The sequence below is a fragment of the Collinsella sp. AM40-7AC genome (assembly GCF_003468125.1).
GTDB lineage: Bacteria > Actinomycetota > Coriobacteriia > Coriobacteriales > Coriobacteriaceae > Collinsella > Collinsella aerofaciens_O.
Map to the genome: position 1 here is coordinate 113,894 of NZ_QSGK01000002.1, position 20,993 is coordinate 134,886.

At 61.3% G+C, this 20,993-nt stretch carries 14 protein-coding genes; 2 read left to right on the top strand and 12 right to left on the bottom strand.

Features of this window, described 5'->3' with window-relative positions; translation table 11 throughout:
• Nucleotides 1-144: 144 nt before the first annotated feature.
• From DW892_RS02275 to DW892_RS02315, 9 genes are all read right to left on the bottom strand, one after another.
• Nucleotides 145-1,425, bottom strand: a complete 1,281-nt coding sequence (locus tag DW892_RS02275) for an MFS transporter (protein ID WP_158551566.1) — start codon at nucleotides 1,423-1,425, stop codon at nucleotides 145-147.
• Nucleotides 1,426-1,661: 236 nt separating this feature from the next.
• Nucleotides 1,662-3,110: a glycoside hydrolase family 1 protein gene (locus tag DW892_RS02280; protein ID WP_117563637.1), complete on the bottom strand. Its 1,449-nt coding sequence runs from the start codon at nucleotides 3,108-3,110 to the stop codon at nucleotides 1,662-1,664.
• Between the two features lie 653 nt (nucleotides 3,111-3,763).
• Nucleotides 3,764-5,203 carry a PTS transporter subunit EIIC gene (locus tag DW892_RS02285; RefSeq protein ID WP_117635881.1) on the bottom strand — a complete coding sequence of 480 codons (1,440 nt, stop codon included), beginning with the start codon at nucleotides 5,201-5,203 and terminating at the stop codon, nucleotides 3,764-3,766.
• A gap of 118 nt (nucleotides 5,204-5,321) precedes the next feature.
• Nucleotides 5,322-6,167 (bottom strand): PRD domain-containing protein, encoded by an 846-nt coding sequence (locus tag DW892_RS02290; protein ID WP_117765392.1) that lies wholly within the window; start codon nucleotides 6,165-6,167, stop codon nucleotides 5,322-5,324.
• A 248-nt stretch (nucleotides 6,168-6,415) separates the two neighbouring features.
• Nucleotides 6,416-7,000: a histidine phosphatase family protein gene (locus DW892_RS02295; RefSeq protein ID WP_117563640.1), complete on the bottom strand. Its 585-nt coding sequence runs from the start codon at nucleotides 6,998-7,000 to the stop codon at nucleotides 6,416-6,418.
• Between the two features lie 242 nt (nucleotides 7,001-7,242).
• Nucleotides 7,243-8,544 carry a molybdopterin-guanine dinucleotide biosynthesis protein B gene (gene mobB / locus DW892_RS10640; protein WP_117765394.1) on the bottom strand — a complete coding sequence of 434 codons (1,302 nt, stop codon included), beginning with the start codon at nucleotides 8,542-8,544 and terminating at the stop codon, nucleotides 7,243-7,245.
• Between the two features lie 4 nt (nucleotides 8,545-8,548).
• Nucleotides 8,549-9,604, bottom strand: coding sequence for a GTP 3',8-cyclase MoaA (gene moaA / locus DW892_RS02305; RefSeq protein ID WP_233546770.1), 1,056 nt, complete (start codon nucleotides 9,602-9,604; stop codon nucleotides 8,549-8,551).
• Between the two features lie 245 nt (nucleotides 9,605-9,849).
• Nucleotides 9,850-11,748 carry an ABC transporter ATP-binding protein gene (locus tag DW892_RS02310; RefSeq protein ID WP_117765396.1) on the bottom strand — a complete coding sequence of 633 codons (1,899 nt, stop codon included), beginning with the start codon at nucleotides 11,746-11,748 and terminating at the stop codon, nucleotides 9,850-9,852.
• Nucleotides 11,741-13,570 (bottom strand): ABC transporter ATP-binding protein, encoded by a 1,830-nt coding sequence (locus DW892_RS02315; RefSeq protein WP_117765398.1) that lies wholly within the window; start codon nucleotides 13,568-13,570, stop codon nucleotides 11,741-11,743. Before DW892_RS02315 ends, DW892_RS02310 begins: the two co-directional genes overlap by 8 nt.
• Nucleotides 13,571-13,831: 261 nt before the next feature.
• Between DW892_RS02315 and DW892_RS02320 the strand changes: the two genes are divergently transcribed.
• Nucleotides 13,832-15,178, top strand: a complete 1,347-nt coding sequence (locus tag DW892_RS02320) for an MATE family efflux transporter (protein ID WP_055252511.1) — start codon at nucleotides 13,832-13,834, stop codon at nucleotides 15,176-15,178.
• Between the two features lie 64 nt (nucleotides 15,179-15,242).
• Nucleotides 15,243-16,082: a MerR family transcriptional regulator gene (locus DW892_RS02325; RefSeq protein ID WP_070097163.1), complete on the top strand. Its 840-nt coding sequence runs from the start codon at nucleotides 15,243-15,245 to the stop codon at nucleotides 16,080-16,082.
• Between the two features lie 57 nt (nucleotides 16,083-16,139).
• Here the strand turns inward: DW892_RS02325 and ligA are convergent, their stop codons facing one another.
• The 3 genes from ligA to DW892_RS02340 all read right to left on the bottom strand — a co-directional run bounded on the left by ligA (nucleotide 16,140) and on the right by DW892_RS02340 (nucleotide 20,954).
• Nucleotides 16,140-18,368 carry an NAD-dependent DNA ligase LigA gene (ligA, locus tag DW892_RS02330; protein WP_117765400.1) on the bottom strand — a complete coding sequence of 743 codons (2,229 nt, stop codon included), beginning with the start codon at nucleotides 18,366-18,368 and terminating at the stop codon, nucleotides 16,140-16,142.
• A gap of 248 nt (nucleotides 18,369-18,616) precedes the next feature.
• The gene (locus DW892_RS02335; protein ID WP_117765402.1) at nucleotides 18,617-20,083 is read right to left on the bottom strand and encodes a S1C family serine protease; all 1,467 of its coding nucleotides are present in this window, start codon (nucleotides 20,081-20,083) and stop codon (nucleotides 18,617-18,619) included.
• A 208-nt stretch (nucleotides 20,084-20,291) separates the two neighbouring features.
• Entirely contained in the window at nucleotides 20,292-20,954 is a 663-nt protein-coding gene (locus DW892_RS02340) for a response regulator transcription factor (protein ID WP_006234733.1), read from the bottom strand.
• Nucleotides 20,955-20,993 lie beyond the last annotated feature (39 nt).

A 20,993-nucleotide genomic window follows, 5' to 3' on the forward strand; every position in this document is an offset into this window, starting at 1 on the left:
CTGGCCCCTTTGTGGTGGCCGGACCCGCAGGGTGGCCGGATCCGCAGGATGGCCTGACCCGGGGCGCAAACCATCACAACATTCGACGTTTTTCGGCAAAATCGCGATTTTCATCGAATGTTGTGATGGTTTCTTACCTGTTTCTTACCGCTTTACGGCACGATCCAGATGCCGGCGTCCAAACAGCAGCAGCGCCGCGGGAACCGCCGTCACGACCATGCCTGCCCCCACGAGTGTCCGTTGTACGCCAAATGTCGCCGCCAGCCACGGGGCAATCGCCAGCGGGGCCACGCCGGCGAACATATTGCCAAAGCCCATGACCGAGTTCACGCGACCGAGCTGCTCGAGCGGCGCCGTCGTTTGCACGATCGTGTTGTGGAGCGGGTTGACGATGCCCCAAGCTATGCCCAGGGCGACCTGACCGACGAGGGCCACACCCACGTACGGCGTCCCCACATAGAGCAGGCTTCCCAGGCCCACGGACATAAGTGCCACGAGCAGCGTTTTAAGGTTGACCAGGTGCGGCGGCAAGCGGAGCGCGAGCACGGCACCCAGCACCGCGCCGACACCGCAGGCAGACGAGAGCCAGCCCATCCACTCAACGCCGACGTGCAGGACATCGCGGTAGAAGAACGACTCCAGCGGATCGAAGGCTCCGTAGCCAAAGTTCGAAAGAAAAATGATGCAGAACAGCAGGGCGAGGACGCTGTTGGTGAAGACTGTCTTGATGCTGGCTGCGAAGGTGGCGCGGGCGGACGTGCTGGGGTTGGAGCTTTGTCCCGCACGCTCCCCTTCCTCTGCCGAATCGGCATCCGCATGCCCGGCGACATGGCTGGTCTGCGGCCTAAAGCCCCAACCGACAACGAACGCCAGCACGGTAAAGAGCATCATGAGCACGAACACCGCGCGCGACGATGCAGCCGCCGCGACAAAGCCGCCCAGCGTGGGGCCAACGATGATACTCACGTTTGAAAACATGGCGATGGCGGAGTTGATGTCTTTGAGCTCGACAGGATCGTCGGTGAGGTAGGCCGGATAGGACGTGGCGATGGGCTGGGCAAATCCCATCACAAAGCCCAGGAACACCGCGCCGAGTAGGACGACGCCGGTCGCGCTACCAAAGGCGATGATTGCCGTGCCAGTTGCGAGAGCGCCGACGATGCTCAGCAAGAAATGGCGGCGCGGACCCCATGCGTCGAGCGCAGCGCCACCCGCAAAGGAACCCAGGATCACGAAAACGTTCATGAACAGGACGGCCAGCGACGTCGCGACGACCGAGGCATCGTCCGCATAGGTAAGCGTTCCGATGACGCCGATAAAATAACTGGTCTGAAACCCGGTGTAGATGAGGAAGCGCATTGCCACCAGGCGTTTAGCCTGCACGGACAGCGATGATTGAGGCTTTGAGAAAAGAGATGCGAGCATGGAGACTCCTTGTTTCATACGAATACGGGCGGTGGGCATTCGCCACCGTCTGTCAAATCAATCTATCCGCATGAAACATTAAGGACGCATCAGGACCCTTCTCTCCGTTTTTCGCCCGTCATGAACTACTTGGTAGATTGTAAGGCATGTCCCACACATCTACCAAAGCAAAAACCACCACAAAGGTGCCTGGCCCCTTTGTGGTGGTTGCGACGTTTACGCTGGTTGAGACTTGGCTAGGCCAGGTCGGCGCCGTTGGTGGCGATGACCTTCTTGTACCAGAAGAAGCTGTCCTTGCGGCTGCGGGCGAGCGTGCCGTTGCCGTCGTTGTCCTTGTCGACGTAGATGAAGCCGTAGCGCTTCTTCATCTCGCCGGTCGAGGCGCTCACCAAATCGATGCAGCCCCACATGGTGTAGCCCATCAGGTCCACGCCGTCCTCGATGGCAATCTCCATCTGCTTGATATGCTCGCGCAGGTAATCGATGCGGTAGCCGTCGTGAATCGCACCGTCCGCCTCGACCTCGTCCACCGCGCCCAGGCCGTTCTCGACGATCATCAGCGGCACCTGGTAGCGGTCGTAGACCTCCTCCAGGTAGTAACGCAGGCCCTCGGGGTCGATCGCCCAACCCCAATCGCTCTTCTTGAGGTACTCGTTGCCGGCGCCACCAAAGATGTTGCCCTGCTCCAGCAGCACCGGGTCAGCCGTGGCCGTGGCGCTCATGTAGTAGCTAAAGCTGTAGAAGTCGACCTTGCCGGCGGCCAGCGTGGCGGCGTCCTCGGGCGAAACCTCCACGTGCACGCCTTCGCGGCGCCACACGCTGGGCGCCCACGAGGGATACGCACCGCGCACCTGCACGTCGCCGCAGTAGAAGTTCATCTCGCGCTGCTGCTTTTGTGCGGCCAGAACGTCTGCCGGATTGCACGTGTGCGGGTAGCAGGCGTTGCCGGCGATCATGCAGCCGATCTTGTTCTGGGGATCGATCTGATGGCCCATGGTGACGCACTTGGCGCTCGCCAGGAACTGATGGTGCAGGGCATCGAAGCGCGCCTGCGGGTCGTCCCAGTCGCAGTCGCCAAAGGCCATGGGCGTGTCGGTTGCCTCGGGCACCATGCCGCCGCCCATCACGCCGCCAAAGCCGCCCATGAGCAGGCAATTGATTTCGTTAAAGGTGAGCCAGTAGCGCACCAGGCCCTTGTACTCGGTCATGACGGTGCGGGCGTAGTTGAGGTAGAAATCGATGAGCTTGGGGTTCTTCCAGCCTCCGTAGTTTTTGGACAGACCATAAGGCAGCTCATAGTGGCTAAGGGTGACCATGGGCTCGATGCCCTGCTCCTGACAGGCCTGGAACACACGGCGGTAGAACTCGATGCCGGCCTGGTTGGGCTCGGCCTCGTCGCCGTTGGGGAAGATACGGCTCCAGTTGATGGACATGCGGTAGCACTTAAAGCCCATCTCGCCAAAAAGCTTGATGTCGTCGAGATAGTGATGGTACATGTCCACGGCCTCGTGGCTGGGATAGTGGTACTGGGGCAGAATGCCGTCGGTAATGTGGCGCGGCTCGGAGACCGTGCCGCCGGTCATGATGTCGGGAACGCCGAGGCCCTTGCCGTCCTCGTTGTATCCGCCTTCGCACTGATTGGCGGCAGTGGCACCGCCCCACAGAAATCCATCGGGAAAAGCCATGTTGGCTCCTTTCGTACGTGTTGGGATGTTGCGTGGACGCCGAAGCGGCGTCCACGAGGTAATTTGCGTCCCGATCGGAGTTCGCGTTGAGTCGGCCGCCACGAAACCGGCCCATCTACTACGTTTAGTCGTGAACCCCCGACCACGCCGCAATTGTCAAAAATAAAACCGCAGGTAGACGGCTTGGCGGTTTTCGAAAAACCACCGTGTGGTTGGCCCCTACCACTTAAACGTAGTAGATAGGCCGGTTTCGTGGCGAGGCATGTTGCGGGACGCGCACGGACCGACCCATCGAAACTATGCCGGCTTAAGATATGCGGACGGAGCTGACGGAGACGACGTTTGCCCAGATAAAACCGACCAAAATAAACCTGTCCCTTATTGGCAGGTTCAAAACCATGCCGGTTTACGGGGCAGAACCAGTGCCCCTTGAGCATGCCAGAAACGGCAAGGACAAAACCGCAGGTAGGAGGCTTGTCAGTTTACGGAAAAACGGGGTATGGTCAGCACTCACCGTTTCAGCCCCGTAATCCGGCATGGTTTTGATTTTGAGCAGTCGCTCGGACGAGCGCATGGCATCTAGCCCCTTTGAAAAAAACCGGCGGGGCGCTCCCCCCCCCCGCCGGCTTGGTACCGAGTCTTTGTCGTTTGGGCTACTTGGCAGCCTCGGGCTTGTAGGTGGCAAACTCGATCGCAAAGCCCACGGCGGCACCCACGAAAGAGGCAACGATAGCCCAGATCATGTGGTTGATGCCGTTAACACCGGAGGGGTCGATGAAGGACAGCCAGTTGAAGACGCCCAGACCACCGGACATGTACACCACGGCGCCGGAGAGACCAATGATGAGGCCGCCCACAGCAGAACCGATGCTGGCGTTGATGAAGGCCTTCTTATCGGGCAGGGCGACACCGTAGATAGCGGGCTCGGTGACACCAAAGAAGAAGGCGGAGATCATGGCCGGCAGCGCGATACCGCGGAACTTCTCGTCCTTGTTCTTGAGATACATGGCGAAGAGCACGGCGCCCAGCGAGAAGGAGTGGGCGATAACGGAGCCCAGGATGTAGTCGTGGCCCAGAGTGGACAGGTTGACCAGCGCGATGGGCACGAGCGACCAGTGGAAGCCAAAGATGACCAGGCACATCCAGAAGGCACCAACGAGGGTGCAGCCCAGGAGGGAGCCGATCATGGGCAGGCCAAACAGCAGCGCGAAGAACTCACCAAGCAGGTTGGTGATGAGCGTGGCGATGGGGCCAATGACCAGATAGCCAAGGGTGACGGTAACGGTGACGACGATCAGCGGGGTGAAGAACATCTTCATAGAAGCGGGCATCCACTTCTTAACCCAGTGCTCGAGGGTGGAGCCAAACCAGACCATGAGCAGGATGGGGATAACGGAGCTGGTGTAACCCGAGGCAGGCATGATGAGCGGCAGGCCCAGGAACGTGGTGTACCAAGAGAAGGTGCCAGCAAAGCCGAGCTCGACGGAGCCGACAACCTCGCCCGAGGTCAGGGCAACCATGGTGGGATACACCAGGGCAAAGGCGATGGCCATGCCGTTGAACTCGCTCATCTTGAACTTCTTGGCCGCGGTAAAGCCAAGCACCACGGGCAGGAAGTAGAACATGCCGTCAGCGACGGTGTAGAGCAGCGTGTAGGCGCCGTCGTTGGCAAAGCTCGGGACCAGGAAGGTAGCGAGCGCCAGCAGGCCCTTCATGATACCGGCAGCGGCGAAGGTGCCGAGCATGGGGGCGAAGATGCCCGAGATGAGGTCGATGATCACATCGGTAACGCCCTTGGGAGCGGCATCGTCGTCATCGGCGTCGACGGCGCCGCCGTCGCTAAAACCGCCGGCCTTGAGAACGGCGTCGTAGACGTCCTCGACGATGTTGCCCACAACAACCTGGTACTGGCCGTTGGCGTGCATGACCTTGATGACGTTGGGCAGCTCGGAGATTGCCTCGTCATTGGCCTTCGACTCGTCCTTGAGCTTAAAACGAACACGGGTAATGCAGTGTGCGACGCATTTGACGTTGGACTTGCCGCCAACCAGCTCTACGATCTGGGCAGCAAGATCGTCGTATTTACCTGCCATGATCTGTCCTCTCTTTTCCAAATTTCGACAAAAATATCCCCTACCGCGAGCCGGTACCTTGCCCGCAGTTAGAAACCAAAAAGAATTGTTGCGATTGCCGCCGGGCTGGCGGCTTTACTCACTCGGTCTGCGAAGCCGATCGCAGACGGTTGATATGCATCATCAGATACAAGAGCTCCTCGTCCGAGCAGCTCTGCTTGAACTCTTTCTCGAACACGCGGTTGATGGCGTACGCACACTGGTAGGCCTCGGGAAAATCGCGGGCGGCCTGCATAAACAGTGAGGAGTTCTCGGTCTGCGTGCAGCTGCCCTTAACAAGGCGGCGAACCAAAAAGCGCAGGTGCGCAAGAAAGCGAATGTAGCAGTACGACGCCGTGTCGAGCGAGCAGCCGAGCTGCTTTTCCACGGAATGGGTTACCTCGTCAAGCACGCGGGTGCTCTTCATGATGAAGTCCATGTCCTTGGCGCGGCCCATGCCGTCGACCTCGGCGTTAACGATGTGGAGCGCGATGCTCGTGGCCTCGTTCTGACCCAGCTTGGCGCCGGTGTGCTTTTGCACGATGGCGAGCGCGGCCTGACCGATTTCGAGCTCACGCGGGTAGATGAAAGCCACCTCATGCTCGAGCGGGTTGGGAGCGCTGATCTGGTCGTCGTCGCGCTGAACGGCAAACTGCAGGTGATCTGCCAGGATAAAGGGCAGGCCACCGGACAGCTTGCAACCAAGCTGCTGGGATGCGAAGCAGGCAATGTCGCTTGCCGCGAGCAGAACGTCGTCGGGAAGTGTGCCGACCATATCCTGCAGGCTCTCGGGAACGTTATAGAATTTGCGCTGGATGAGCGACTCATCGACAAGCTCGTAGGGCATCTCGTGAAAACCGATGCCCTTGCCAAAGACAACAACCTCTCGGCCGTCATCGCTGGCGGCGAGAGCAACGTTATTGTTGATCTTCTTTAAAATGAGCATGAAAAAACTCCTCGGACATCGGCGCTAGACGACGGGGCGATATTCCTCGTCTTCTATTATGCGCAAGTGATGCCTCCCGAGGAGTAACAAACTTGTGAGCACGTGGGCGATTGTAGGATGAAACTTGCATGCAGCGTAAGCCCCATTGGTGCGAAAGTCCGCTGAACGGTAGGAAATCGCCTGTAAACGGCAAAACCACCACAAAGGTGCCTGGCCCCTTTGTGGTGGTTTTGGCTGATGCCCCGATGTTACTCGCGCGGGGTGCCGTAGGGGTTGTACAAATCTGCAAGAGCAAATGTGCCGGTAGTAGCATCAAAGTCGAGTTCGAGCACACAGCAGTTGCCAATGCGGTGCTTCATCTTGAGCGGCTCCACGCCCACGCCGCGCATGACCTGAGCCGCTGCGGCGCCATGGCTCACGCACAACACGCTCTCATGTCCAGGGCGCTGCATGAACTCGGTGATGGTCGCCATCATACGCTCGCGAAACTCGACTTCGCCCTCGCCGTCATACTGCTTGTAAAAATCGCCGTACGGCAGGCGCGGATTCAAATCCTCGCTCGCGCCCTCAAATTTGCCAAAGTTCCACTCCTTAAGGCCCTTGACGCGCTCGTAAGGCTGACCGGGGAACGCAAGCTCAAGCGTGTCGCACGCACGCTCGGACGTCGAACTGTACGCATGGTCAAACGTAAGGCCACGCCCTCGCAGGGTCGCACCGACAGTTTTAGCCTGCTCGATTCCCAGCTCGGTGAGCGGCGAGTCACACCAGCCCTGCTTGCGACGAAGCAAGTTAAAGAGCGTTTGACCGTGACGCATAAAGTACAGTTTTGACATGAGGCCTCCGTGATCGCAATCGTTTGTCAGCGATTATGACACCTTGAGCTAACTTTAAGTCAAAGCTTTTTTGCAAAAACCACCACAAAGATGCCTGTCCCTTTTTGGCATGTTATGGCAGCGCAGCGAGCCGGTTCCAAGTGCCCCAGGTCGCCCCGAAAGAGGAGCGACGCGTACTTTGGTACGCGAGCGACGGCTTGAGGGGCGAGATGGGGTGCTTGGGGCCGGCGCAGCGTCAAGCCTTAAAGGTGATCTTGGATAAGATCGCAGATGGCTCGGGCGTCGTTGATGTTGATGGCTCGGGTCGCAAAGCCGGCGTCGAAGGCCTGACGCGCCAGGGCCTCGTTGCAGGCAAGGGCCAGCGTGTGACCGTCGACCAGATCGAGCGAGCTCTTGCCGCGCAGACGGTCGACACCGGAGCGCGCCACCACGATGTTGTCGAAGCCCTCGGTCTTGTAGCCCTCGATGATCACCACGTCAACATCGTTGTAGCGCGACAGCAGCTCGCGCGCGAGCATCTCGTCCTCCTCGCGCGTATCGGCGTACTCCGCCCAGCGCGTGGCGCAGATGAGTCCCACGTGCTTGGATCCGGCCTGGTGATGGCGCCACGTATCCTTAGCGGGCACATCGATATCAAAGCCATGATGCCCATGATGCTTGAGCGAACCTACGCGCAGGCCGCGGCGTGTGAGCTCGGCGATGACCTTCTCGACGAGTGTGGTCTTGCCCGAGTTTTGGTAGCCGATAAACGCGATCGCGGGAACGGCCGGTGCCGGAGCTGCGGGCGCAACGGCGACGGGTGTGCCCGCGGGTGCATTGCCCGCGGCTCCCACGGCCTCAACAGTAGCGGCCTGGCGTTCGGCACGATCCCACACGCCCGAGCGACCGCCCTCCTTGTGCAGCAGGCGCACGTCGACGATCTCCATGCCGCGATCGACGGCCTTGCACATGTCATAGATGGTCAGACACGCGGCACTCGCGCCGGTCAGGGCCTCCATCTCAATACCCGTCTTGCCCGTCACACCAGCTGTAACCAGTACGTGAAAGCCAACCTGCCCGTCCACGCGCGCCGGCGCCCAGCCCTCGGGCACGTCCTCGGCCGGCGTCCCCGCCGGAGCGATGGGCGCAATGTCGCACTTGCTCTTGGTAATGAGCAGCGGATGGCACATGGGGATGATGTCGCTCGTGCGCTTGATGGCCATGATGCCCGCCACGCGCGCACAAGCAAGCACATCGCCCTTTTTAGCGCGGTCCTGCAGCACCATGGCCTGCGTCTCGGGATGCATGAGGATGGTGCCCTCGGCGATGGCAATGCGATGGGTCTCGGCCTTGTCGGACACGTCCACCATACGCACCTCGCCCTTGGCGTCCACGTGCGTGAGCTCGTCGCGACGGGCGTCACGGGCGGGCTCGGTGGCAGCACCGGCAGTCGGCTGCGCGGACGCGTCGGCGTTGCCAGCATTCGCCGCAGCCGTGACTTTGTGGGCAGACATCGCGGCCCTGCGAGCGGCCTTGGTGGCATCGGCGTACCTGCTCTTGGCCATATGATCATCCTCCGATTTGGGACATAAATCGTTGCGTGCCCTCAATTATCGCGTGTTCCTGCGGTTTGTGGGCCACAGCATCGCGCCAAATCGAAAGTACCTGCATATCATCACCACGGCGCAGCGCCTCACGCACCGAATACTCGGCATCGCTGAACAGGCACGGACGCACGTTGCCATCGGCCGTCAGGCGCAGACGGTTGCAGTTCGCACAAAAATGATTGGACATGGCGCTGATGAAGCCGACCGTTCCCGCCGCACCCGGAAAGCGCCAGTAGCGCGCAGGGCCCGCGCCGGCAGGAGCGTCGTTGATGTCGAGCGGCTCGAGGTCGCCCAGTCCCACCGCGGCGGCCCCGGCATTGATGCGCGCCCGCAGCTCGTCGCTCGGCACGGTATCGCTCGCGTCCCACAGCTCGGGATTGAGCGCGGGCGCATGCGGGTCCACAGCGCAATGCGAGCTCGTGCGCTCGTCGCCAATGGGCATGTATTCGATAAAGCGCAGGTGGATGGGGCGGTCGAGCGTGAGCCGCGCAAGGGCCGCCACATCCTGGTTGAGTCGGCGCACCACAACGCAGTTGACCTTAACGGGCTCAAAGCCCCAAACCAGCGCCGCGTCGATGCCGGCCATGGTCTGCTCGAGCCGACCCAGGCGCGTGATCTTTCCAAACAGCAAGGGGTCGAGCGTGTCGAGCGAGATGTTGACGCGGTTAAGCCCCGCGTCTTTGAGCTGCGGCGCCAGCTTGGGCAGCAAGGCGCCGTTGGTGGTAAGCGAGATGTCCTCGATCTGCGGAATCGCGCGGATGTCGCGAATAAGCGGAATGATACGGCGGCTGACCAGCGGCTCGCCGCCCGTCAGGCGCACGCGGCGAATGCCCTCCCCCGCTACCAAGCGCACAAAGCGGGCGATTTCCTCGGCGCTGAGCAGCTCGTCGTGCGCGCGGGGCGCCACGCCATCGGCCGGCATGCAGTAAATGCAGCGGAAATTGCACTTGTCGGTAACGGCAATGCGCAGGTAGTTGATATCGCGGCCAAAGCCGTCATGTTGCACGTGCCCGTCCACGCAGCCTCCCCTCACGCGGCGTTTTATTCTTCGGAAAACATAATACCCCACGGGAGAATCATGCCGACACCCGTACGACAGGACAGGTCGCTTTGAGCAAAACGGACTTTCCAAGCCCATCCTCAGCACGCAAACCATCACAACATTCGATGCTTTTCCCGTTTTTGGCAAAAAACGTCGAATGTTGTGATGGTTTGAGGCGAGGTGAAGAGCACGGAGAGGTCAAAGCATCGTGCTCGAACGGGTTAATCCAGCTCTTTTAAGCCATGCGCGAGCTGCCAGTATTCGCCGTGCTGAGCGAGCAGCTCTTCGTGCGTGCCGCGCTCGATGATGCGGCCGTGTTCGAGGACCATGATGGCATCGGCGTCGCGGACGGTGGACAGGCGGTGCGCGATCATAAACGTGGTGCGTCCGCGCATGATGCGGTCCATACCGCGCTCGATGAGCTTTTCGGTACGCGTGTCGATGGAGCTCGTGGCCTCGTCCAAGATGAGCACCGGCGGGTCGGCAACGGCCACGCGTGCGATGGCGAGCAGTTGGCGCTGGCCCTGCGACAGGTTGGCGCCGTCGGCCGTGACCGGCGTGTCGTACCCTCTAGGCAGGCGGCGGATAAACGAATCCGCGCAGGCTGCCTCGGCAGCGGCGCGCACCTCCTCGTCGGTCGCGTCGAGCTTGCCAAAGCGGATGTTCTGCGCAATGGTGCCGCTAAACAGGTGCGTGTCCTGCAGCACAATGCCGAGCGACCCACGCAGACTGGCCTTGGCAATGTGCTTGACATCGATGCCGTCGTACGTGATCTCGCCGTCATCGACCTCGTAAAAGCGGTTGATGAGGTTGGTGATGGTCGTCTTTCCGGCGCCCGTCGAGCCCACAAACGCGATTTTTTGCCCCGGCTTGGCAAACAGGTTGAGGTCCGTGAGCACACGGGTGCCCGGCACGTAGGAAAAGTCCACGGCATGGAAGCGCACGTCGCCGGCAAGCGGGACCAAGCCGCACGTGAGCTCGGTACCGTCGGCAGCCACCGCACGGCCCGACTCATCAACGGCAGCCACATCATGCAAGTGCCCGTACGCGCCCACGCCCTGGCCCTCGGGAATCTTCCACGCCCACGAGGCGTCGCCCGTCTGCACCAGCTCCACGCAGCCCTCGTCCACCTCAGGCTTAAGGTCCATCGCGGCAAACAGACGCTCGGCACCGGCCAGCGCATTGAGCAAGAAGTTGCCCAGCTGCGTAAACTGGTTGATGGGCATGGCGGCCTGGCGTACGAAGACCAGATAGCTCGCAAGCGCACCTACGTCGGCGAGTCCCTTGATGCAGAGCATGCCGCCCGCCACGGCGACGATGGCGTAGTTGGCATAGCCGATCACCACGGTCATGGGCACCATCGAGTTGGCGTAGGCTTGCGCGGCGCCACCGGTGCGGCGCAGTTCTTGGTTGCGCACGTCAAAACCAGCCACGTTGGCCTGTTCGTGATTAAAGACCTTGATGACCTTTTGGCCCGAGACCATCTCTTCGATATATCCGTCCAAATCGCCCAGCGACGCCTGCTGAGCGGCAAAAAAGCGCTTGGAACGCATGCCCGAGTAGCGCGCGTACAGCACAATGGCCGCGTCGCACACGAGCGTGATAATCGTGAGCTGCCAGTTGAGGATGATGAGCATAGCCGTGGTGCCGACCATTTGGATGCTCGCCTGAATCACGTTGGCAAAGCTGTTGTTGAGCGCCTCGGAGACGGTGTCGACGTCGTTGGTAAAGAAGCTCATGATGTCGCCCGAGCGCGTGCTGTCAAAATAACTGAGCGGCAGCGTCTGGATGTGCGCGAACAGGTCGCGGCGGATATCGGATACCACGCGCTGGGCCGCACGCACCATAATTTGCGAGTAGCCCAGAGCGGAGGGTACGCCCACGGCGTAGATGATCGCCGTCAGGATGACCTGCTTGGCGAGCAGTTCCTCCCCGCCCGTGGCCAAACCGTTAACGATGGGGCGCACCATGTAGGTGCCGGCGAGGCTCGCGATGGCGGCGACGGAGGCGAGCACGCCCACCGCGAGCAACGAGAACTTGGCATGCCCCATGTAGGAGAGCAAGCGACGCACAGTGCGCTTGAGGTCGGCAGGGCGTGCTTGGGCTGCGGTCTTAGGCATGGCGCTCACCCCCTTCCAAAGGCGATCCGCTGGAGGCGAAGGAAAACGGATCATTCGTGCGGTCATCATCGCTGCCGTCACCGGTGTCTGCGTTCCCCGCGAACTCCATCTGCGAGGCATAAATCTCCTGGTAGATGTTGTCGCCCGCCAGCAATTCCTCGTGCGTGCCCTCGCCGTGGACACGACCGTCGTCCAACACCACAATGCGATCGGCATCCATGACGCTCGCGATGCGCTGGGCGATGATGAGCACGGTCGTATTGGGAATCCGAGCGATGTGTTCGCGAATCTTAGCGTCGGTCGCCATATCGACCGCGCTGGTGGAGTCATCAAAAATGAGCACGCGTGGATGCTTGAGCAGCGTGCGCGCGATGCACAGGCGTTGCTTCTGGCCACCCGAAACACCGGCGCCGCCTTGGCCCAACTCGCCGTCCAGCCCGCCGATGCGATCAAGGAACTCGTCCACGCACGCCGCACGGCAAGCCACGAGGAGCTCATCGTCCGACGCCTGCGGATTGCCCCACTGCAGGTTCTCGCGCACGGTGCCCGTGAACAGCACATTCTTTTGCAGCACAATGCCCACGGCGTCGCGTAGGGCCGCAAGGTCGTAGTCGCGCACGTCGTGTCCGCCCACAAGCACGGTGCCCTCAGTGGCGTCGTACAGGCGCGCAATCAGCTGTACAAGCGAGCTCTTGCCCGAGCCCGTGCCGCCGAGGATGCCCACCGTTGAGCCGCTCTCGATGCGAAGGTCGATATGCTCGAGCACATCCTCGGCTGCATCCGCGCGGTATTTAAAGGAAACGTCGCGAAACTCGATACTGCCGTCCGCTGGCGCCGCAGTCGCGAGGTCTCCCGCAGGGTTGGCGATAAAGGGCTCTTCATCGAGCACCTCCGCGATACGGCCCACACTCGTGAGAGCGCGCGTGAGCAGCAAAAACACGTTGGAAATCATCATGAGCGAGTTCATGATCAGCAGCACGTAGCTCATAAAGCCCGTGAGCGAGCCCACGCCCAAGCGACCTTCGATGATCATGCGGCCGCCAATCCACAAGATCGAGAGCGCAGCCACGTACATCGAGAGTTGGAACACCGGCAGGTTGAGCACGGCGGTGCCGAAGGTCTTGGTCGCCGTGCCGGCGAGCTCGGTATTGACGGTGTCGAACTTGTCACACTCGTGCTCGGCGCGCACGTAAGCCTTCACGGCGCGCACGGCGGTAAGGTCCTCTTGCACCACGCCGTTGAGGTGGTCCATCGAGGTCTGGAGTTGGCGGTAGAGCGGGCTCACGCGCACGGTAATGATACCGAGCACGATGGCGAGCATCGGCAGAATGACGGCAAAGACCGCCGCGAGCTCGCGCGAGAGCGCAAAAGCGTAGACGAGGCCCATGACCAGATTTACCGGCCCGCGCACCATGGGGCGGAAGCCGTTACCTACGGCGTTTTGAATCACGGTGATGTCGGTGGTCATGCGAGTGACAAGCGAGCTGGCGTCGTAGTTGTCCAGATTGCCAAAAGCGAGCGTCTGGATCTTGCGATACTCCGCCTCGCGCAGGTTAGCGCCCAGCCCCGAGGCGACGCGAGCAGACGTGCGTGCATAGCCCAAGCCAAGTACCAGCGAACATGCGGCGCATACCAACATATACGTGCCCTGCAACAGCATGTAGTTGATGTCGCCCGCGGGCACGCCCACATCGATGATATTTGCCATGATGACCGGGATAAACAGCTCGAGCGCCGTCTCGGCCGTCACAAAGAGCACGCCGAGTATGGCATCGCGGCGGTATGTCCCCAGATAGGAAAACAAAATCTTGAGATTGCGCACGCAGATTCATCCCCCATCAAACGTTGTTCGCAAACCCACGTATTATGGCGCGCCGTGCGGCGGTGTCAAGTGATGCGAAATCGATTTCTGCAAGGCTAGTGCAGGCGCCATGCTCACAGGGCGCACGTCCGTATTCAATTAGAAATGAACGCGAGCGTGACTTTTTCGCCCCACTGCCGACACAAACCTTGACTCTACAATCGTTGTAGGGTTTTCACTACACTGGTACGTAAACGACCCAAGCCAGAAAGTGCCCCGCCCATGGAACACGACCTCACACGCGGCAATGTCCTCAAGACCATCGCGGTCTTTGCCCTGCCTTATATGCTCTCGTACTTTTTGCAGATGCTCTACGGCATGGCCGACCTGTACATGATGGGGCAGTTCAGCGGCGCCGCCGGCATCACCGCCGTAGGCAATGGCGCGCAGACGCTCTATATCATTACCGTGACGCTCGTGGGCCTGGCCATGGGAACGACGGTTATCGTCGGCCACGCCGTGGGCTCGCGCCGGTTTGACCGCGCCGAGACCGCCATCGGCAATACCATCACGCTCTTTATGGGTGTCTCGGTGGTACTGGCCGCTGTCCTGCTCGCGCTTTGCCCGCAGATCGTGGCGCTCATTGGCACTCCCGCCGAAGCCGTCGAAGGCACTGCCGCCTACCTGCGTATCTGCTTTATCGGCATTCCCTTTATCGCCGCGTACAACATTCTTTCGGCCATCTTTCGCGGGCTGGGCGATTCGCGCTCGCCCATGTACGTAATTGGCGTGGCATGCATCATCAACATCGCGCTCGATTTTCTGTTTATCGGCCACATGGGGCTCGGCCCCGTGGGCGCGGCGCTCGGCACGGTGACCGCGCAGACGGCCAGCGTTGCCCTCGCGCTCGTGTGGCTCAAGAGCCGCCGCACGAACATCCACGTTAAGCGCAGCGACCTGCGCCCCCAGCCCGAGGTGCTCGGTAGCATTCTTAAGATCGGCGTGCCCGTGGCCGTGCAGGACGGCTGCATCCAGGTGGCGTTTATGTTCATCACCGTCATCGCCAACCACCGCGGTCTGGTCGACGCCGCCGCCGTGGGCCTGGTCGAAAAGATGATCAGCTTTTTGTTCATTGTGCCGAGTTCCATGGGCGCTACCGTCAGCGCGCTCACGGCGCAAAATGCCGGCGCGGGCAAGGGCGATCGCGCGCGTCAGGTACTCAAGGACGCCATGACCATCTCGGTGGTGTACGGCTGCCTGATCACGGTGCTGATGTGGCTGGTGGCGCCGGCGTTTATCGGCTTTTTTGCCAAGGACGCTGCAGTAGTCGCCGCCGGTACCGGCTATATGCGCAGCTATATTTTCGACGCGATCTTTGCCGGCATCCACATTTGCTTTAGCGGCTTTTTCGCTGCGTATGGCAAGAGCTACATTGGCTTTGCGCACAACGTGCTGGCCGTGGTGCTCATTCGCGTGCCCGGCGCATGGCTGCTGTCGAACGCCTATTCCGACACGCTGTTCCCCATGGGCATCGCCTCGCCGTGCGGGTCGATTCTGTCGGCGGGCATCTGCGTGATTGCATTTACCGTGCTCAACCGGCGCGGGGCTTTTGACAAGCTGGTGGCGTAGCGGGGCGACGCGGGCCTAGCGCCTCTCCCCTGTTTTTACCGAAAGGAGTGGTCCTGTGACCGACATGCCAAGTGAACACACCGAGGGCCTGCTCCGCATTGGCGAGGTGGCGCGCCTGCTCAATTTAAGCGTGGGCACACTGCGTCATTACGAGCAGATGGGGCTGTTGGAGCCGGCATATGTCGATCCGGCAAGTGGGTACCGCTACTACGGATCGCGGCAGCTCTCCACCCTCAACACCATCGGCAACCTGCGCGTTCTCGACTTGCCGCTGGCGCAGATTCGCGAGTTTGTCACTACGCGCGATATGGATTTGATACAACGGCAACTGACCAAGCAACAGGAGTTAATTGAGCACAGGCGGCGTGAGTTGGAGCGCATGTCGCGCAAGATTGACCAGCGGCTTGCCTTGCTTCATGGCGCTTTGAATGCTGATCTCGACACCATTAGCGAAATCGAGGAACCCGAACTTCGCTGCGCCACGCTGCACGAGCGCGTCAATCCCACCGACGCCTATTCGCTGGGATGGCATATCCGCCAGCTTCAGCAGGGGCAGCACGAAACCTTTGCCTATCTGGGCAATCTGGGTGTGGGCATCGCGCCCGAACGCCTCGCCGCCGGCGACTTTGATGGCTACGACGAGGTCTTCCTGCTGCTCGATGACACCGATGATTACTTGGGCGACGTTGAGACGCGACCTGCCGCGCGCTGCCTGACCATAAGCTTCCGCGGCACGCACGGGCAAGCAGCCCCGCGCTATAAGCAGCTGCTCGGCTATATGCGCGAGCACAACCTGGCGCCCACCGGGCCTTCGCGCGAGATCGCCCTTATCGATGACATCATCAGCGACGACCCGGCAACCTACGTAACGCAGATCACGGTGCCGGTTGCCCCAGCAAAGTAAGAACCGCCCGGAAGGCATCGTGCTTCCGGGCGGATCTTCACTTTGGTTATCGATGCGCTAAGCCCGGGGCACCTCGCCAGTAGCCAAGATCCGCTCGAGCGCATCCTCGTCCAGTACGGGCACACCCAGCTGCTCGGCTTTGGTGAGCTTGGAGCCTGCTTTGGGGCCGGCGATCAGATAGCTCGTCTTCTTTGAAACACTGCCCGAAACCTTGGCGCCGAGCACCTTGAGCGCCGCGCCCGCCTCGTCGCGGGTGCGGTTGACGAGCGTGCCGGTGAGCACGAAGGTCAGACCCGCGAGCGGTTGTGCATCGGCGAGCTCGCCCGCCACGCCCGCGTCGGCTGCGGCTTGTGCATGCGCGGCGCCCAAGTCGACCTCGAGCGACAGGCCCGCCTGGCGCAGGCGCTCCAGCACGGCAAGGTTTTCGGGCACGGCCAGGAACTGCTTGACGCTCGCCGCAATCTTGGGACCGATGCCCTCGCACTCGGCGATGTCCTCTTCGCTCGCCAAGATGAGCTTGTCGATCGACAGAAATCGCTCGGCGATGACCTCGCCCACACTCTTGCCCACGTGGCGGATACCCAGGGCAAACAGCACGCGACCGAGTGGCTGGCTCTTGGACTTGTTGAGCTCGGCGATGATTTTCTCGGCCGTCTTGAGTCCCACCGGGATGGGGTCGCCCTTCTTGACGCCCTTTTTGCTGTTGGAGCTGGCATAGGTGCGGCCCGTGTCCAGTCCGGCGATGTCGTCCACCGTGAGCTGGTAGAAGTCCGCGACGTCGTGAATCAGCCCGGCGGCGATCATCTTGTCGACGATCTCGTCGCCTAGGCCATCGACGTCCATACAGCCGCGGCTCACCCAGTGGAGCAGGCGCTCCTTGAGCTGCGCGGGGCAGTCGATGGACACGCAGCGGTATGCCACCTCGCCGTCCTCGTGGACCACGGGGCTACCGCACACGGGGCAGACCTCGGGCATGTGCCAGTCGACCGAATCGGCCGGGCGCTTGTCGAGCACCGGCCCCACGACCTCGGGAATCACGTCACCCGCCTTGTGCACGATGATGGTGTCGCCCTCGCGCACGTTTTTGCGGCGGATCTCATCGATGTTGTGCAGCGTGGCGCGCGCGATGGTGGAGCCGGCGACCGTCACCGGGTCGAACTCGGCGACCGGCGTGAGCACACCGGTGCGGCCCACCTGGATGCGAATTTCGCGCAGGACGGTCTGCTTTTCCTCGGGCGGGAACTTAAAGGCGATGGCCCAGCGCGGTGCACGAGCGGTAAAGCCCAGGTCGAGCTGCTGCTGGAAGCTGTCGACCTTTACGACCACGCCGTCGATGTCGTAATCCAGGTCGCCGCGGTGCTCGAGCGCCTGGGCACAGAACTCGTGGACCTCGGACGGCGTGGCGCAACGAGCCACGTTGGGGTTGACGCTGAAGCCGGCGCTACGCAGCCAGTCGAGAAACTCGCGCTGGCTGTGGACGTGCAGCGGATCGGTATCGGCGATGGCATAGATAAAGGTGGCCAGGTCGCGGCGCGCCGTGACCTTGGGGTCCTTTTGGCGCAGGGATCCTGCAGCAGCGTTACGCGGGTTGGCAAAGGGGTCGCGGCCCTCGGCATCGGCCTCTTCGTTTAGACGGACAAAGCTGCCCTTGGGCATGTAGACCTCACCACGCACTTCGATGGTACGCTCGCGATCGGCGCCCATGTGGGCGAGCGCCGGCTCGGACAGGTGCATGGGCACGTCCTTGATGGTACGGACGTTGAGCGACACGTCCTCGCCCGTGGTGCCATCGCCGCGCGTGGCGGCGCGTACGAAGGTGCCGTTTTGGTAGGTAAGCGCGACGCCCAAGCCGTCAATCTTGAGCTCGCAGGTATAGGTGACGCTACCGGCGCCGAGCGCATCCTCGGTGCGCTGGAGCCACGCGTCAAGTTCGTCCAGGTCCATGGCATCGTCCATGGAATACATGCGGGCCATGTGCGTGACCGGCGTAAACTGCTCGCTCACGTATCCGCCCACGCGCTGGGTATAGCTGTCGGGCGTCACCAAATCGGGATAGGTCGCCTCGATTTCCTGCAGCTCAACGAGCATTTTGTCGAAGGCGGCGTCCGTGATCTCGGGCGCATCGAGCATGTAGTAGCGGTACGCGTGGTAATCGAGCTCGTGGCGCAGCTCGGCCGCGCGCGCGGCGGCCTGGGCATGGGCGTCGGCCGGTGCAGCGGCATCCGCGCCCGCGGGCGTTTCGGTATCGATGTCCACGCCGTCACCAAACAGGCTCGATTGCTCCATAGCGGCACTCCTTCGCTCGATTTCAAACGGATACTAGAGTACCACCGGTCACCATGGCGCCGAATAACCCTTTCGAACCGCACCGAATCGGCAGCCGCCAGACTGGGGTGGATCGCGCGATCAAACCATGCCCTTGCCAGTTCTAAATGATCCGTTTTCCTCCATCCCCAATGGATCACTACGAAAAGAGGGGTTGTCCCGCGTTGGCGGAACAGCCCCTCTGGCATCGGTATGTGCGATACGGCTCGTTAGTAACCCTGGCCGTAGCCTTGACCCTGGCCCTGGCCCTGCTGGCCCAGCAGCTCCTCCAGGTACTGGCGCAGCTGTTCATCGGTAATACCACCGTTGCCGGTGTCGGTCGCGCTGTCATTCTGCTGCTGGTTCTGCAGCTCCTCGTCGGAGCCCAGCTCGACCGTGACCTTCTTCTCTTCCTTGCCGCGCATGAGCGTGATCTCGACCTTCTCGCCCACCTCGTGGCTGCGCAGCGCGATGATCAGACCATCGGCGCTCGAAATCTCATCGTCGCCCAGCTTGGTGATGACGTCGCCCTCCTGGATGCCAGCCTTGGCGGCGGGACCGTCCTCGACGACGCTCGCCACGTACGCGCCGCTATCGGTGCTCAGCTTGTTGGTGCGGGCGTTAAGCGCATTGACGCTCGAAAGCGTGGCGCCCATGTACGGATGCACCGGCGTCTTGCCGTCGATGATCTGGTCGGCAATGTTCTTGGCGTAGTTAACGGGAATAGCAAAGCCCACGCCCGAGCTGGAGCCCGAGTAGCTCTCGATGAGCGAGTTGATGCCCACCAGCTCACCATTGTCGTTAACGAGCGCGCCACCGGAGTTGCCCGGGTTGATGGCGGCATCGGTCTGGATCATGTTGGCATAGATGGTGTTACCGCTGGTAGAGCTCATGGCCGTGGAGCGATACAGCGCCGACACAATGCCCGTGGAGACAGACTGCTCATTGCCAAACGGCGAACCGATCGCCATGACCCACTCGCCCACGTTGAGCTTGGAGGAGTCGCCGATCTCGATCGGGGTGAGCTTGGAAGCATCGGCGTCCTTGAGCTTGATGACGGCCAGGTCGCTCGAGGCATCGTTGCCCACGAACTCGGCCTCGTACGTAGTGCCGTCATCCATGGTCACCACGTACTGATCGTAGCCATCGACCACGTGGTTGTTGGTGAGAATGTGGCCCTCGGTATCGAGTACTACGCCCGAGCCGACGCTGCCCGAGTTATTCGAATCGTCAGCAGACTGCGAAAGTGAGCCATTCTGGCTACCGCTCGAAGTAGCGGTAATGGAGACCACAGAGGGCAGGGCCTTGGCAGAAACGGCCTCGGCCAGCGTGGTGTCCTCGGAATCAATCGTAATCTTTTGCGTCGACGAACCCGAAGCGCCCGCCGTCACGGCATTCTTGCCACCGCCGATATCGAGCGTGCCACTCATAATGAGTGCGATGACCAGCAGGGCGCCGCAGGCGCAGCCGGCAAGCGCCGTAATAAAGATCGGCAGCTTTTTGGTCTTGGTCTTGACCACTGTGTGCTTGTTTACAACCTGCTGGCTGCCCAGCGGCTTGCCGGTCTGCGTGTCGTATGCCTGCACGTAGGGAATGTTGCTGTCGGCAGGCGTCGACTCCACCTGCACACGCGGCTGCTGCTGGGTCTCGCCGGCGTTGCCCGCATCCTGGGGACGCTGGGAATCGTTCTCGCTCATGGCTGCGATCCTTTCGTCAAATAACCAAAGGCCCGCCAAACACGTGGCGGGCCATCGTTGTTCACGTTGAGTTGTACCCCAATATGCGGGCACAAGTGTATGAGAACGCAATCTTTTAGGAAGGCTTAAGTTCTGTTGCAGATTCGAGAGGAACCCGCACCTGCGTCAAAGCCACCACAAAGGTGCCTGTCCCCTTTGTAGTGGAAATCTAGTCCTTAAACAGATAGCCCACGCCGCGGACGGTGGTGATGTGCGCCGCGATCTGCGGGCCCACCTTGGAGCGGATGCGTCGAATGTGCACGTCGACGGTGCGCGTGCCGCCGCAGTACTCAAAGCCCCACACGCGGTGCAGCAGCACCTCGCGGCTGTAGGCGCGGTTGGGGTGCGTCGCCAAAAAGCTCAGCAGTGAGTACTCCATCAGCGTCAGGTCGATGGGCTCGTTATCGAGTGTCACCTGGTAGGTAGCTAAGTTGATCTCGAGGTTATCGATGTTGAGTACATCGTCGGCGGTGACGGTCTCCTCCTCGCCCATCAGGCGCTGCGCGCGAGCCTTGAGCTCGTTGGGTGTCGCCGTGGGGCATACAAAGTCGGCATGCGCGTGATTGGGCAGGCGCAAGGTACCGAGCGCCTCGTCGTCGACGATCACCAGCATGGGGACGCCGCCGCGATCGTCAAGCCACTTGGCAATCTGATCGATGCGGTCGCTGCGGATGCCATCTGAATCGAGAATCAGCAGGTCAAAGTCGTGCGCCGCAGTTGGCGAATCGGGGGTTGCCAGGCTCACCTCGACACCCAGGGTAGTCGTCAAGCTGCGGGCAAACTCGTGGAAGCGCGTCGTGCGCGCCATGAACAGGGCACTCTTTTCGGACATATCGGCCTCCAAAGAAATGAGCTCAATCGTACTGGAACA

What these genes read in the sequence shown, in the direction of transcription:
- DW892_RS02325 (WP_070097163.1), top strand. Translation starts at nt 15,243, where the DNA reads ATGCCAAGTGAACACACCGAGGGCCTGCTCCGCATTGGCGAGGTGGCG.
- DW892_RS02340 (WP_006234733.1), bottom strand. Translation starts at nt 20,954, where the DNA reads ATGTCCGAAAAGAGTGCCCTGTTCATGGCGCGCACGACGCGCTTCCAC.
- DW892_RS02290 (WP_117765392.1), bottom strand. Translation starts at nt 6,167, where the DNA reads ATGCTCATTTTAAAGAAGATCAACAATAACGTTGCTCTCGCCGCCAGC.
- DW892_RS02280 (WP_117563637.1), bottom strand. Translation starts at nt 3,110, where the DNA reads ATGGCTTTTCCCGATGGATTTCTGTGGGGCGGTGCCACTGCCGCCAAT.
- DW892_RS02285 (WP_117635881.1), bottom strand. Translation starts at nt 5,203, where the DNA reads ATGGCAGGTAAATACGACGATCTTGCTGCCCAGATCGTAGAGCTGGTT.
- mobB (WP_117765394.1), bottom strand. Translation starts at nt 8,544, where the DNA reads ATGGCCAAGAGCAGGTACGCCGATGCCACCAAGGCCGCTCGCAGGGCC.
- DW892_RS02295 (WP_117563640.1), bottom strand. Translation starts at nt 7,000, where the DNA reads ATGTCAAAACTGTACTTTATGCGTCACGGTCAAACGCTCTTTAACTTG.
- ligA (WP_117765400.1), bottom strand. Translation starts at nt 18,368, where the DNA reads ATGGAGCAATCGAGCCTGTTTGGTGACGGCGTGGACATCGATACCGAA.
- DW892_RS02310 (WP_117765396.1), bottom strand. Translation starts at nt 11,748, where the DNA reads ATGCCTAAGACCGCAGCCCAAGCACGCCCTGCCGACCTCAAGCGCACT.
- DW892_RS02275 (WP_158551566.1), bottom strand. Translation starts at nt 1,425, where the DNA reads ATGCTCGCATCTCTTTTCTCAAAGCCTCAATCATCGCTGTCCGTGCAG.
- DW892_RS02320 (WP_055252511.1), top strand. Translation starts at nt 13,832, where the DNA reads ATGGAACACGACCTCACACGCGGCAATGTCCTCAAGACCATCGCGGTC.
- DW892_RS02335 (WP_117765402.1), bottom strand. Translation starts at nt 20,083, where the DNA reads ATGAGCGAGAACGATTCCCAGCGTCCCCAGGATGCGGGCAACGCCGGC.